Raw genomic sequence first — 13,069 nt, 5'->3', positions numbered from 1 at the left:
GCCCAGGGGTTGGCCAGCCCGGTGGCCACCGGGACCAGCGAGACGGCTGGCCCGGTGTTTTGGGCACTGCTGCTGGCCGCACAGCCAAAAGCTATAAAAACCATAGCTACTTGGGCTTTCCTGGTGCGCCGAAAGGCCGATTTTTTCATGAAGTCCATCGCAAAAATCCTCCGTCCCCAGGAAAGGCAGACAAGGGCGCGCAGCCACCAGCTCTGCGCGGCGAAACAGCCCGCCAGCGCGCCGCGCTGCAGCCCCCGCGCCAGGCCATCGCCATTTAGTTGAATCAAATCAATGGCTTGCAAAACAGCTTATTTTTAATAAGCAACCATACCGTGTTACCCTTCGCCCCCATGTCCAGATGGTTTTGCCTCCTCCTCCTGGTCTGCGCCACCACCGCGCAGGCAGCCCCCCAGACGGCCAATTCTGACGATATGGACCGTTTGCTTGCCGACAAAGGCCTGCTCACACGGCTGGAAAACGTGAGCCACCAGATGGCCGACAAGGCCCACTCGGTGGCCGGTCAGGCCTCCGAACTGGTGGTCAACGCCATGGGTTTCCTGGGCGTGCCCTACAAACGGGGCGGCAACAGCGCCGAAACCGGCTTTGATTGCAGCGGTTTTGTGCGCGCCATGTACGAGCAGACGGTGGGCCTGCTGCTGCCCCGCCGCGCTGACCAGCAGGCGGCTGCCACCCAGGTCATCGACAAAAAAGAACTGCAACCGGGCGACCTGGTGTTCTTCAACACCATGCGCCGCAATTTCAGCCATGTGGGCATCTATGTGGGTGACAACAAGTTCATCCACTCCCCCCGCAGCGGCTCGGAGATCCGGGTCGAGGACATGGGCGTTGCCTATTGGAAGCGCCGCTTCAACGGCGCACGCCGCGTGACCTCGACCGAGGGTGCCACCAGCAGCGCCCAGGCAGCGCAGCCGCAGTAAGTCGCCGCTGCGCCATCGCCTGCGGGCAGTGGGAGCGAATCAGGGCTTGATTTCGTACACCGTCTCGGTGCTGCGGATCGGCCCTCCCACCACATTCACCGGCCCGGCAGACGGGTCCTTCAGTAGCGCCTTGGCGGCCGCCATGTCGGCCTGGTAACGCGCGCGGGCCTGGGACTCGCAAGCCTTGCGCTCTGCAGCGGCCATGGCCCGGCATTCCTCGAGGCTGACCTTGAGCCCGCCCCCTGCTTCGCGGATGGCCGACTGGTAACGCTGCTGGGGTGTGGTGTCCGGCACGGCGCCCCGGGCCAGCGAGGCCTCATCGCCTTTCGATTGCGCCAGCGCCCCGGTAGGCAGGGCCAGCAGGCCCCCCAAGGCGCAGGCAGCCGCCGCCAGGGCGGCACCAGAGCGGGTCCAACGTGGATAGGTCATGGGAGTTTCCTTTCTTGGTGGATCGGGACAGGCCGGGGCGGCGGGCAGCCTGTGAAGGCCACGCCACCGGGCCCTGCGGCACGGAAAACCCCACTGTAGTTTTGCAGCCGGCCCCTGCCCCGCCAGCAGGTGCCGCGCTACCATGTCAGACACCACCCACAGACCGCCGCCATGCACCACCCTTCTGCGCCACCCGGGGCCCATGCCCCGCACGACAAGGACTACCTGCGGCGCCTGCTGGCCGAGCGCAACCAGACGCCCGCCAACGCCGCTGGCATCGACGCGGCCATCGAACAGGCCTTTGTGCGCAACGTGGCCATCCTGGTGCTGGACATGTGTGGCTTCTCGCGCATCACGCAAAGCCACGGCATCATCCATTTCCTGGCCATGATCCACCAGATGGAGCAGGCGGCCCGCCCCGCCATCCGGGGCAATGGCGGCGAAATCATCAAACAGGAGGCCGACAACCTGTTTGCGGTGTTCAACAGCCCCGAGCAGGCGCTGGAGGCCGCACTGGACACCTTGCGCGCCCTGCAGGCCATGAACACCGTGCTGCCGCCCGAACGCATCCTGAACGTGAGCGCGGGCATTGGCTTTGGCCCCACGCTGGTCATCGCCCAGCAAGACCTGTTCGGCCCCGAGATGAACTGCGCCTGCAAGCTCGGCGAGGACATCGCCGGTGCCAACGACATCCTGCTGACGGAGGCCGCCCACGCAGGCTTGCCACCAGGCCGCTACATCTGCGACAGCACCAGCTACCAGATTTCGGGCATGGACCTGCACGCGCACCGCTTCGGGCACTGCCTGTTCGAGCGCCCCTTGAACTCACCGCCGCCGGGCGCCACCTCCCCCCGGTGACGCACACAGGGGGTGTTGTCCGACAGCAGGGGCTCCCGCCCCTTCGGTACAGTTCCCCGGTTCGCTTTCATCGCATCCATCCGCAAGCTCCAACAAGCTCGCACAAGTTCACAAAGGGGAAACATGCTGTCAATTCTGGGAACGCTACTGGTCGGTCTGGTCGTGGGTTTCATTGCCCGCGCCATCAAGCCCGGGGATGACAAATTGGGCTGGATCATGACCGCGCTGCTGGGCGTGGCGGGTTCCTTCCTCGCCAGCTATGTGGGCATGGCGATGGGCTGGTATGCCCAGGGCGACTCGGCCGGCTGGATCGCCTCGGTGCTGGGCGCCGTAGTCCTGCTCGTGGTGTACGGCCTGGTCAAGGGCAAGTCGTCCTAAACCGCCAAACTGGACTGCCCCATGCCCAGCTCATCGCAGATGGCCGCCGGTGACCCGGACCTGGCCGCCGCCGTGCGGCGCGCCCGCAAGCTGCTGCACCGGCGCGCCCTGGTCGCCGCCGCCGCCAGCATGGTGCCCGTGCCGGGCCTCGACTGGGCCGTGGATGCGGCCCTGCTGTCCCGGCTGATTCCGCAAATCAGCGCCGAATTTGGCCTGACCGCCGGGCAGATCGACCAGCTCGACCCCAGCAAACGTGAACAGGTGCAAAAGGCCGTAGGCCTGGTCGGTTCGGTGCTGATCGGCAAGCTGATCACGCGTGAACTGGTGCTGCGCGCCGCGCAAACAGTGGGCCTGCGCCTGACCACCAAGCAGGTGGCCAAGTACGTGCCCCTGGCGGGCCAGGCCGTGGCCGCCACCTTGGGCTACGCCACGCTGCGCTACCTGGGCGAACAGCACCTGCGCGACTGTGTGCAGGTGGTGAAGGAGGCCCGGCTGCAACTGCCCGCTCCTGCCTCTATCTCTACTGCCCGCAAGTAGCCCAGGTCAGGGTTACTCTGCCGCGCAGACAAAGCTGCTGGCGTCCTCCACATTGCCCGCGCCCTTGTATTTGGCGAACTGCGGGTAGGCGCACAGCGGCCGGGTGCGGTTGGGCATGAAGGTGTTGGCGGGCAGTGCCTTGGCGGCGATGGTGTCGGGCGCCACGCCCTTCTCTACCCAGTCCACCATGGCCTGGATCGAATCAAAGTTGTCGGTGGCCGGGCCGCCCGAGCAGTGGTTCATGCCGGGCACCAGGAAGGTGCGCGCAAAGCTCTGCGTGGCCGCCATGCCGCCGTTGTTGGCCGCCAGGCGTTCGTAGTAATCCATGGTGTCCAGGGCCGAGAAGATCGGGTCGGACATGCCGTGGATGAACAACATCTTGCCGCCGCGCTGCTTGAAGGCCGTGAGCTCGTCATCCCGGTAGGTGTCATAGATGGCCGAGTAGGCCTCCATGCGCGCCGGGTCGGTGTCGAAGTTGAAGGCGAGCGGGTTGAAGCTGAGGTCTGGCGGCGTGAAGAATTCGTTCACCAGGGCATCCACCATCAGCGTGATGTAACGCGCATCCGGCGTGGCGGTGGTGGAGCTGCCCAGCGTCCAGGTGCGCCAGCCGGGGGCGGCCAAGCCCGGGTCCCAGGGCTGGCCTGCGTACAGGGCCTTGCCAGCGGAATTGCGCGGGCCCGCAAACACGCTCTTGAGCGCACCCACCTGGGCGCTGCTCAGGCAGCTGGCATTTTTGGCGCCACTGCACTGCAGCACCGCCGGGTCAAACTTGCAGGCCTTCACGTTGTTCACCAGGCCGTCGGCCACACCGTCGGCCGCATCGCACGACGACTTGACCGCATCGGCCACCAGGTTCAGGTCGGCATTGCTGAACGCCTGCGACAGGATGCGCTTGCCCGATGCGTCCTGCGGGGCGATGGCATCGAACTGGATGGTGTTCCACATCGCGGCCACCGTGGCGCCGCTGGACACGCGCATGGCAGGTGCACCGGCGGTGATGGCGTCGAAGTAGTCCGGGAAACGCTGCGAAAACATCATGCCCTGGCGCCCGCCGCCCGAGCAGCCCGAGAAGTACGAATGGTCGGGTTTGCGGCCATAGCGCGTGGCAATCAGCGACTTGGCAGCCACGGCCGTCTTGTCATAGGAGTTGTAGGCATGGTCAATGCGCGCCTGCGGGTCGGCGCCGAAGCTGGCCGTGGTGCCGGTATGCCCGGCGTCGGTGGACACCACCGCAAACCCTTGCCCCAGCGGCGACGGCGTGCCGCCCGAAATGCTGGAGCTGAGCGAGGTGTCGCGCAGGATGCCGTCGTTGCCGCCGCCACCGATGAACAGGAAACGCCCGTTCCAGTTGTCCGGCAGGCTCAGCTGAAAGCCGATGGCGTAGTTCTTGCCATCCACGCCCACACGGGGGTTGATGGCGCCCGTGACCACGCAGTGGCCCGGCAGAAAGGCGCCGGTGGCCGCGCCGCCTGGGCGTTTGGTGTCTGCCGCCACATAGCTGGTGGTGAGCGTGGTGGCCGCCAGCCCGGCCTTGGTTGGCAACTCTGCGCAGGCCGCAGCGGGCGTGAGTTGCTGGGCGGATGCATCGCCATTGCCGCCACCGCAGGCGGCCATCAGCAGGGGCATGGCGAGTGCGGCGGGCACCAGCTTGCGGCGCAATCCCGCAGCCGGGGGGCTGGCAGGCTGCAGGGTGTGGAAAAAGGACATGGTGTGTGCCTCCGGTCGTGTTGTGGCTGGAATGAGCGTGGAGCGCATGCCCGGCGCCAGGCATGGCTGCGCCCCGGCCCGTGCCGCCTGCAAAGGCAGGTGCGCGGGTCTGGACGCGGGGAAATGTGTTGAGTGGGCTGGGCGCTCAGTCGGCCTTGAAGCCAGTGGCGGCCACGGCCTTGCCCCAGGTCACCGTGTCGGCGGCGATGGTGCGGGCAAAGTCCTGCGAGCTGGTGCCTGTCACGCGGAAACCGGCCTCTTCCATCTTGGCCTTGCCCTCGGGCGACTGCACGGCCTTGACGATGTCGGCGCTCAGCTTGGCGACGATCTCCGGTGGCGTCTTGGCCGGGGCCACGATGCCGAACCACGAAGAGAACTCCAGATTGGCGTAGCCCTGCTCCTTGATGGTGGGCACATCCGGCAGCGCGTTGGTGCGCGTGGCGCCGGTGGAGCCCAAAGCAATCAGCTTGCCCGCCTTCACGTTAGGTGCAGCTAGGCCCACGCTGGCAAACACACCCTGCACGTCGCCGCTGAACAGGCCACCCAACGCGTCCGCCGTGTTCTTGTAGTGCACCGGCTCTGGCTTGAGCTTGACCGCATCGCCAAACATGAAGGCGCCAAAGTGCCCCGGCGTGCCCGCACCAAACGTGGCCAGGAACAGGCCTTTTTGCTGTTTGGTCCAGTCCACAAACTCCTTCACGTTGCGTGATGGCACCTTTTGGGGATTGACCAGCAGCACAAAGTCGGAGGTGACGACCTGGCTCACCGGCACGAAGTCCTTGGCCGGGTCGTAGGGCAACTTGTTGTAGCTGCTGGGGGCAATGCTGAGCTGGCCGGTCTCGCCCAGCATCAGCGTGTAGCCATCGGGTGCGGCGCGTGCGGCCTCGCTGGCCGCAATGAGGCCGCCCGCGCCGGGCTTGTTGTCCACGATCACGCCCGCGTTGCCCCAGCCTTCCGAGAGTTTTTGCGCCAGCAGGCGCGCCACGATGTCCGGCCCCGTGCCCGCAGGGAAGCCCACGATGATGCGCACGGGCTTGCTGGGGTAAGCCGCAGCCCCTTGTGCCTGGGCCCCCGCCCAAGGCATGAGCCCGGCGAGGATGGATGCAGCCACCAGGGCGCGGCGCAGGGGTTGGGTGGTGTTTTTCATGGTGTCTCCAGGTCTTGTACGTTGGGAAAGGTCAAAAAATCAGAAACGGGGCAACAAGGGCGGGCCGCTACCGCAGTTCAAAAAAGCGCATGGCCACGGCGTCGGGGTAGCGTGCGCCCGTGCCCACAAACATGCGCTCTGCTATCCAGGACAGCGCGGGCGACGCCGTCTCGAAACTCGGGCTGCAGCGGAAGTAGACCTGCGCCGGGTCCACCAGCTCGCCGCGTACCAGGCGGGCAATCAGCTCGGCCGGGCCCGAGCGCACGGCACGGTTTTGCACATAGATCAGGTCGCCCCCATCGGTCTCCAGCACATAGCGCGCGTCCAGCTCCGACAGCCGGTCGTTCACAATGAGCTGGAAGTCCGCGCCACCGGGCAGCACCCGCGCGCTCCAGCCATCGCCGGTGGCGGTGCCACCCAGGATGGGGATCAGCCTGCGCAGGCCGTGCACGGTGTGGCCTACCTCCTGAGGGGTGCCGACCTCCACGCGGAGGTCGGCAAAGAATTTGAACTGCGGATCGGGCAAGGGCATGGGTTCAGACATGGACCTAGCGTAAGTCCCGTTGCTGGTGCTGCCTGTCATCCCAGAAGATGACGGGATAACCCCAGTGCCCCGCCCCGGCCTGGGCCATTTTTTCAGCGCACACTCCACGCTTTGGCCCACCGTCACACCCCAAATTTCTGACCAGTTTCATGCGGCAGTGGCTTCCCCCCTCTTTGCAGACAGCACCTGGCCGCCAGGTGCTGCACAGTACGGCCAACCAGACGCTGGCCAGCATGGTCTACCGCCTGGGTGGGCAGGGTTTTGCGCCCGGCATGCTGGAGGACCTGGAGCCCGTACTGCCCGCCGCGTCCTGGTCGGTGTACCGCACTGGCCACCGCTGCAAGCCCACGCTGTTCATGTCCGCCAGCCGGGGCGTGCCCGACACCACGCAGGACTGCTGGTGGGCCTACCTCTCGGGCCCCTACCGCAGCGACCGCACCTGGGGCCGCTCTTTCGACGAAGTGCCGCTGGCCGCCCCCGAGACGCGGCTGTGCCACGTGACTGCGACCGAGGTGGAGGGCGAACACCGCGCCCGGGTGTACGAAGCCCATGGCGTGGCCGAACGCGTGTCGGTCGTCGAATATGAAAGCGATGGCTCGGTATTTGCCGTCAACTTCTACCGCCACCAGCACCAGCGCGCCTTCAGCGACCGTCAGATCAGCGCCTTCGAATCCGTGGCACCCGTGCTGCTCGCGCTCACGCGCAAGCACATCGACCTGTCGCACCCCCAGGCCCCCGCAGCAGCGCCTTGGCACGAGGCCAACGGGGCGGACTTGGCGCAGGCATTGGCGCTGCCCGTAGACACAGTCCTGGCGCCCCTGGCTGCCGACGGCCTGCCCGTGCTGCGCATGCGCCTGGTGCGCCTGCAGGCCGAGCTGACCGACCGCGAGCTGGACGTGTGCGCCCGCCTGCTGCAGGGCATGACCCACGAGGGCATCGCCAGCGACCTGGGCCTGAGCGTGCCCACCGTCAAGACCTACCGCAACCGCGCGTTTGCGCGCCTGGGCATCCACTTCCGCAACGAATTGTTTGCGCGGGTGCTGGGCGGCTGACGCTGCTCGGCAGCCTCCTCACTCAGATCAAACGCCTGGCACCCACGGCGGCGGCCGCCGCCGGATGGTCTGGGCCTTCACGATGGCCGTGTTGGTCTGCGCCTTGTCCGCAATGCGGTCCAGCACCCCGTCCAGCTGCTCGATGGACCGCACAAACACCCGGGCCACAAAACAGTCGTCGCCCGTGACCTTGTCGCATTCGCAGAACTCGGGGGTGTCGCGGATCAGCTGCTCCACCGCCGCCAGCTGGCCCGGCAGCGGCCGGATGCGCACGATGGCCTGCAGCTGGTAGCCCAGCGCGCGTGGCTCGATGTCTACCGTGAAGGCACGCACCACCCCGCGCTCTTCCAGCCGCCGCAGGCGCTCGGACACGCTGGGCGACGACAGGCCCACCCGCTCGCCCAGTTCCTTGAGCGAGGTGCGCGCGTCCTGGTGCAGCTGGGTCAGGATGGCTTGGTCGATGGTGTCCATGGTGCAGAGGCGAAATTGAAGAAGTTCCTTAGATTATCAGGAGAAAATAAAAAATCACCTAATACAAAGCATTCACTGCACGGCTTCTGTTTTCTATAGTTCTGCCATCACCACACAGGGCAACAGGCACACAGGTATGGACAAGAAAACACAGGGCACGCTGGAGATGAGCGCCGCCATGGCCATCTCAGGGACCATCGGCTGGTTTGTTGTGCAGTCGGGCCTGCCCGCGCTGGAGGTGGTGTTCTGGCGCTGCGCTTTTGGCGCCGTGGCCCTGGGCCTGGTGTGCTGGGCCATGGGGCTGCTGCGCGGCATGACCTGGCGCATCGCCCGCTGGGCCGCACTGGGCGGCGTGGCCATCGTCACCAACTGGTTGCTGCTGTTCGGCGCCTACTCCCATGCCTCCATCTCTGTCGCCACAGCGGTCTACAACACGCAGCCGTTCATGCTGGTGGTCTTTGGCGCCCTGCTGTTTGGCGAGCGCGTCACGCTGGTCAAACTCGGCTGGCTGGCCATGGCCTTTGTGGGCATGCTGCTCATCGTGCAGGCCAAGCCCGGTGCGGGCCTGCCGGGCGGCGACTACGCCCTGGGCATTGCCATGGCGCTGGGTGCGGCGTTCTTCTGGGCCGTGGCCTCGGTCATTGCCAAGCGGCTCACGGGCACACCGCCGCACCTGATTGCGCTGGTGCAGGTGGCTGTGGGCGTGCTCATGCTCGCGCCTTTTGCCCGGCTGGGCACCCCGCCGCAGGGCGCCAGCACCTGGCTGCTGCTGGTCACCCTGGGCGTGGTGCACACGGGCCTCATGTACATCCTGCTGTACGGCGCGGTACAAAAGCTGCCCACCTACCTGCAGGGGGCGCTGTCGTTCATCTACCCGGTGGTGGCGATTGGCGTGGACTTTGTGGCGTTCGGCCACCGGCTGCAGCCCGCGCAGTGGCTGGGCGCAGCGGCCATCTTGCTGGCCGCCGCCGCAATGAACCTCCAGGCCACCCGGGGCCGCTCCGCCGTGCAGCCCGCCCCTGCTGGGATTGGCAACACCAGGCCCCGGTAGCCCAGCGGTGGCTGCGGAACAGCCACGTTTTTCATCCCCAATCAGCGCCCCCGGACCTGCTCCGGCGTGGCGCTGGCGGCGCTTCATGTCCACTTAATCTTGGCCGCGCCCAATGCAGTTCGTGGGCAGTCAGTCCACATCTTCACCAACATGGACACAGAAACCTCACCATGAAACTGCACATCACCGCCCTTGTTCTTGCACTCAGCTCCGCTGCCGCACTGGCAGGCCCCGCCTGCAATGCCCCCGAGGGGACATGGATGAAGGAAGCCGACTTCAAGGCCGGGCTCGAAAAACAGGGCTACCAGATCCGCACATTCAAGGTCAGCAAGGGCAAGTGCTACGAAATCTATGGCCTGGACAAGGCGGGCAAGAAGGTGGAGATCTATTTCGACCCCGCCACCGGCGCCGAACTGGAGCGCAAATAAGCGGCAGCGCCTGCGCCCTGATAGACCTTACGCAGCGAGTTCCGCATGAACCTTGCCCACTCCACACAAGCTCCCGAAACCCACCGGGTGTGGGACCCCTTCGTCCGCATCTTCCACTGGAGCCTGGTCGCCTGCGTGGTCCTGAACCAGTTTGTTCTGGAGGATGGCAAAACCGCCCACGAGTGGGTGGGCTACACCGCCAGCGCGCTGGTACTGGCGCGCGTGCTCTGGGGCTTTGTGGGCACCCGGCATGCGCGCTTCAGCGACTTCTTTCCAACCCCCACGCGCCTGGCCGCGCACCTGCGGGCCCTGCAGCGCGGCGAGCATCCGCACCACGACGGCCACAACCCGCTTGGGGCCGTGATGATGCTGGCGCTGATGGCGCTGGTGCTGGCCCTGGGTGCCACGGGCTGGATGCAGACGACCGACGCTTTTTTTGGCGAAGAGTGGCTGATGGAGTTGCACGAAGCCTTGGCCCACGGCTTGCTGTGGGCGGCGGGGCTGCACGCGGCGGCGGCCATCGTCATGGGTCGGCTGGAGCGGGTGCGCCTGGTGCGCGCGATGGTCACCGGCGTGAAGCAGCGCTTCTGACGCGGAAGAAAAGGAAACGCGTGCGATTGCTGCTGCTGGAAGACGACCCCACACTGGGCGAAGGACTGCGGGATTTTCTGCAGCACGACGGCCACCGGGTGGACTGGTGCACCACCCTGGCGCAAGCCAGGGCCCTGGTGTCCGAGCCCTATGACGCCTGGCTTCTGGACTGGAACCTGCCCGATGGCTCGGCACTGGACTGGCTGCGCAGCCTGCGTGCCAAGGGCGGCCGGACACCCGCCCTGGTCCTCACGGCGCGCGACATGCTCAGCGACCGCATCCATGGCCTGGACAGCGGGGCTGACGATTTTCTCGTGAAACCGTTTGCGCCCGAGGAACTGTGCGCGCGGCTGCGGGCCCTGTCGCGCCGGATCACCGGTGGCGCACCCTGCAAGGCGTTTGGCGCCGTCGATGTGCGGCTGGCCGACAAGGAGGTGCGCCTGCACGGCCTGCGGGTGGAGCTGACGGCGCGCGAATGGGCTGTGCTGGAGGCCCTGGTGCTGCGCGCGGGGCGCACGGTGTCGGCGCCTGACCTGCAGGCGCTGGTGCTGGGGCTGGACAACGACCTCAATAGCAATGCGCTGCAGGTGCATGTCTTCCACCTGCGCAGCAAGCTGGGCAAGGACCTGATCCAGACCGTGCGCGGCCTGGGCTATCGGATGGCCGCCCCCGGCCTCCCGGACTGAGTGCAACCACCACATGGTCAACAACACCCGATTGCCGTCCATCCGGGGCCGCCTGATCCAGTCGCTGCTGTGGTCCTCGGTCGCGTTCGGCCTGCTGACGGCCCTGGTGGTCTGGTTGGTGATCGCCCACGAAATGGGCGAACTGATGGACCAGGAACTGCGCGAAACCTCGGAGATATTCCACAACGTGCTCGCAGCCCAGCCCGGCTTTGCCTATGGAGCTTCCAGCGCCACCCAGCATTTCGACTACGAAAAACACCTGATCTGGCAGGTGGTCGATGCGTCCACAGGCCAGGTCCGGAGCCGTTCACACAAGGCCCCCGCCACGGCCCTGCAGACAGCGCCTACGGCCCAGGTTGCGTGGACGGCCGATGGCCGGTGGCGCGCGTTTTCGTCGGCCTTCCCACAAAGCCCCCGGCACTTTCTGGTGGTGGCCCAGAGCCGGCAAGAGCGCAACGAGGCGCGCAGCGAGGTGGTGCTCTACACCCTGGTGGCCGCCCTGTCCATGGGCCTTTTTTCTGCGCTGTGGATGAACTGGCGCATCCGCCAGGAGCTTCGGCCCCTGGCCACCCTGAGCCACGACGTGCAGCGCTACGACCCGCTGCACCCCGACACCGCGCCCCGCGTTGAGCCCAGGGCCGAGCTTTTGCCCATCGAGCAGTCCATCGCGGACCTGGGGCACCGGCTGGCGCGGCGCATCGTCAGCGAACGCGCCTTCACCGCTCATGCTGCCCATGCCTTGCGCACGCCCGTGGCGGGCATCGACGTGCAGCTGGCTCTGGCGATCAAGGAGGCGCCCGAACCCCTGCAGCCCCGGCTGCAGCGCGCACGCGAGGCGGCAGGCCGGCTGGGGCGCGTGATGCAGGCGCTGCTGACGATGTTCCGCAGCGGCGTCGAGCCACAGCGCCAGGACGTGGATCTGCGCCAGCTGGTCGATGCGCTGGCCTTTCACGACATGGCGATCACCATCCACCAGCACACGCGGCTCGCGGCCGACCCGGACCTGCTGGCGGCAGCCCTGCTGAACCTGCTGGACAACGCGCACCGTTTCCATGCCCGACAGGTCACCATCACCACACTGCAGGCAGGCGCACACAGCATCCTGCGCGTACAGGACGATGGCGATGGCTGCCCGCCCGCCACCTGGGCCCTCTTGCAACAGGCACTGCAGCAGCAAGCCTATGGCGACGGCAGCGCGATGCGCGGCCTGGGCCTGGTGCTGGCAGACCTGGTGGCCCGCGCACACGGCGGCCAGACCGTGTTGCCAGAATGTGTATCAGGCTTCACCATCGAACTGCACTGGCCCGCCCCATGAGCCCGCACACGAACTGCACAACAACCCTCAGAACCTGTTCAAAGAGCCGCCCGATGAAAAGCCGCTACCAAACCCGTTCTCCCTCCCGGATCGCGCCCTGGTGCCTGGCGCTGCCGTGCATCGCAGGTGCCCCGCACGCCCATGCCGAAGCGCCCATGCACACCGACGATGCGGGCACGCTGGCCCAGGGCGCGCTGAAACTGGAAGGCACCCTGGGCCGCGACGCCCAAACCCGCAGCAGCGAGCTGCTGTTTGGCATGGGGCTGCTGCCCGGGCTGGAGATGGAGGTGTCGCTGGCCCACGGCCGCGACAAGGGCCAGAGCCCGGCCACCACGCTGCAGGGCCGGGGCTGGGGGGTGAAGTGGGTGCCTATCCAGAACGATGCGGGCTGGTCGCTGGGCGCCCGGGCCGACCTGGGCCACACCCGCGTGCGCGACGGCGCCACCCCGGCACATTTTTCAGAGCGGGCTGTCACCATCACCGGCCTGGCCACCTACCGGTTTGCCAACGACCAGGCACTGCACCTCAATGCGGCCCACCACACCGTCCGCGTGCAGGGCGTGCGCCACCGCGCCGCCACCTGGGCGGTGGGGCACGAACTGCCGCTCACTGCCCAGCTGCGCCTGACCTCTGAGGTGTTTGGCGAACAACGGTCGCGCCCCGACAAGGCCCTGGGCTTGCGCTACGAAATTGCCGATGGGCTCAAGGCGTCGGTGGCCGTGGGCCGTGGCAATGGGCGCAACTTCAGCCAGGCGGGCCTAGCCTGGGAGTTCTGACCAGGGGCTGCTACAGCCACCACGGCACAATCGGCGGCTTATGCCTGCCGCTGGCCACAACCCCGCCCACCCCGCGCACCCTGATCAGCCCCGGTCGAACCGGGCTGCCCTGGTGGCTGCCTGGGCCCAGGCCCTGCGCCAGCGCGCCGATGCGGCCACGC

16 protein-coding genes are annotated in these 13,069 nt (G+C 66.9%); 11 read left to right on the top strand and 5 right to left on the bottom strand.

Annotation, left to right across the window (positions count from 1 at the left end):
* The first annotated feature begins 350 nt into the window (after positions 1–350).
* Entirely contained in the window at positions 351–938 is a 588-nt protein-coding gene (locus AC07Z7_RS23820; protein ID WP_094286136.1) for a C40 family peptidase, read from the top strand.
* 39 nt (positions 939–977) lie between these two features.
* Here the strand turns inward: AC07Z7_RS23820 and AC07Z7_RS23815 are convergent, their stop codons facing one another.
* Complete coding sequence (locus tag AC07Z7_RS23815; protein WP_094286138.1) at positions 978–1,367, bottom strand: hypothetical protein; 390 nt, start codon at positions 1,365–1,367, stop codon at positions 978–980.
* A 171-nt stretch (positions 1,368–1,538) separates the two neighbouring features.
* On the opposite strand from AC07Z7_RS23815, the gene AC07Z7_RS23810 reads away from it, so the two are divergent.
* The 3 genes from AC07Z7_RS23810 to AC07Z7_RS23800 all read left to right on the top strand — a co-directional run bounded on the left by AC07Z7_RS23810 (position 1,539) and on the right by AC07Z7_RS23800 (position 3,140).
* Positions 1,539–2,225, top strand: coding sequence for an adenylate/guanylate cyclase domain-containing protein (locus AC07Z7_RS23810; RefSeq protein ID WP_494767879.1), 687 nt, complete (start codon positions 1,539–1,541; stop codon positions 2,223–2,225).
* 123 nt (positions 2,226–2,348) lie between these two features.
* On the top strand, positions 2,349–2,603 hold the full coding sequence (locus AC07Z7_RS23805) for a GlsB/YeaQ/YmgE family stress response membrane protein (protein WP_063460216.1): 255 nt from the start codon (positions 2,349–2,351) through the stop codon (positions 2,601–2,603).
* 21 nt (positions 2,604–2,624) lie between these two features.
* The gene (locus AC07Z7_RS23800; RefSeq protein ID WP_494767878.1) at positions 2,625–3,140 is read left to right on the top strand and encodes a hypothetical protein; all 516 of its coding nucleotides are present in this window, start codon (positions 2,625–2,627) and stop codon (positions 3,138–3,140) included.
* Between the two features lie 12 nt (positions 3,141–3,152).
* On the opposite strand, the gene AC07Z7_RS23795 is transcribed toward AC07Z7_RS23800, so the two are convergent.
* The 3 genes from AC07Z7_RS23795 to AC07Z7_RS23785 form a co-directional block, all read right to left on the bottom strand.
* Positions 3,153–4,847, bottom strand: a complete 1,695-nt coding sequence (locus AC07Z7_RS23795) for a tannase/feruloyl esterase family alpha/beta hydrolase (RefSeq protein ID WP_291466924.1) — start codon at positions 4,845–4,847, stop codon at positions 3,153–3,155.
* 145 nt (positions 4,848–4,992) lie between these two features.
* Complete coding sequence (locus AC07Z7_RS23790; RefSeq protein WP_494767877.1) at positions 4,993–5,994, bottom strand: Bug family tripartite tricarboxylate transporter substrate binding protein; 1,002 nt, start codon at positions 5,992–5,994, stop codon at positions 4,993–4,995.
* Between the two features lie 67 nt (positions 5,995–6,061).
* Positions 6,062–6,538, bottom strand: coding sequence for a DUF3237 domain-containing protein (locus AC07Z7_RS23785; RefSeq protein ID WP_252660726.1), 477 nt, complete (start codon positions 6,536–6,538; stop codon positions 6,062–6,064).
* Between the two features lie 233 nt (positions 6,539–6,771).
* Between AC07Z7_RS23785 and AC07Z7_RS23780 the strand changes: the two genes are divergently transcribed.
* Positions 6,772–7,590 carry a helix-turn-helix transcriptional regulator gene (locus tag AC07Z7_RS23780; RefSeq protein ID WP_494767880.1) on the top strand — a complete coding sequence of 273 codons (819 nt, stop codon included), beginning with the start codon at positions 6,772–6,774 and terminating at the stop codon, positions 7,588–7,590.
* Between the two features lie 27 nt (positions 7,591–7,617).
* Here AC07Z7_RS23780 and AC07Z7_RS23775 read toward each other — a convergent pair whose 3' ends face one another.
* Entirely contained in the window at positions 7,618–8,061 is a 444-nt protein-coding gene (locus AC07Z7_RS23775) for an Lrp/AsnC family transcriptional regulator (protein ID WP_409860054.1), read from the bottom strand.
* A gap of 136 nt (positions 8,062–8,197) precedes the next feature.
* On the opposite strand from AC07Z7_RS23775, the gene AC07Z7_RS23770 reads away from it, so the two are divergent.
* The 6 genes from AC07Z7_RS23770 to AC07Z7_RS23745 all read left to right on the top strand — a co-directional run bounded on the left by AC07Z7_RS23770 (position 8,198) and on the right by AC07Z7_RS23745 (position 12,908).
* Positions 8,198–9,112 carry a DMT family transporter gene (locus AC07Z7_RS23770; RefSeq protein ID WP_494767876.1) on the top strand — a complete coding sequence of 305 codons (915 nt, stop codon included), beginning with the start codon at positions 8,198–8,200 and terminating at the stop codon, positions 9,110–9,112.
* A 170-nt stretch (positions 9,113–9,282) separates the two neighbouring features.
* Positions 9,283–9,540 (top strand): PepSY domain-containing protein, encoded by a 258-nt coding sequence (locus AC07Z7_RS23765; RefSeq protein ID WP_094286164.1) that lies wholly within the window; start codon positions 9,283–9,285, stop codon positions 9,538–9,540.
* A 45-nt stretch (positions 9,541–9,585) separates the two neighbouring features.
* Positions 9,586–10,131: a cytochrome b/b6 domain-containing protein gene (locus tag AC07Z7_RS23760; RefSeq protein WP_094286166.1), complete on the top strand. Its 546-nt coding sequence runs from the start codon at positions 9,586–9,588 to the stop codon at positions 10,129–10,131.
* 20 nt (positions 10,132–10,151) lie between these two features.
* Positions 10,152–10,817, top strand: coding sequence for a response regulator (locus tag AC07Z7_RS23755; RefSeq protein WP_094286168.1), 666 nt, complete (start codon positions 10,152–10,154; stop codon positions 10,815–10,817).
* A gap of 13 nt (positions 10,818–10,830) precedes the next feature.
* Positions 10,831–12,132 (top strand): sensor histidine kinase, encoded by a 1,302-nt coding sequence (locus tag AC07Z7_RS23750; RefSeq protein ID WP_094286170.1) that lies wholly within the window; start codon positions 10,831–10,833, stop codon positions 12,130–12,132.
* A gap of 53 nt (positions 12,133–12,185) precedes the next feature.
* Positions 12,186–12,908: a PA4824 family protein gene (locus AC07Z7_RS23745; protein WP_494767875.1), complete on the top strand. Its 723-nt coding sequence runs from the start codon at positions 12,186–12,188 to the stop codon at positions 12,906–12,908.
* Positions 12,909–13,069: the final 161 nt, after the last annotated feature.

Source organism: Acidovorax sp. GW101-11A03, assembly GCF_059424825.1.
The sequence above is the reverse complement of the archived record's forward strand: the minus strand, read 5'-3'. Positions and strand labels throughout refer to the sequence as shown.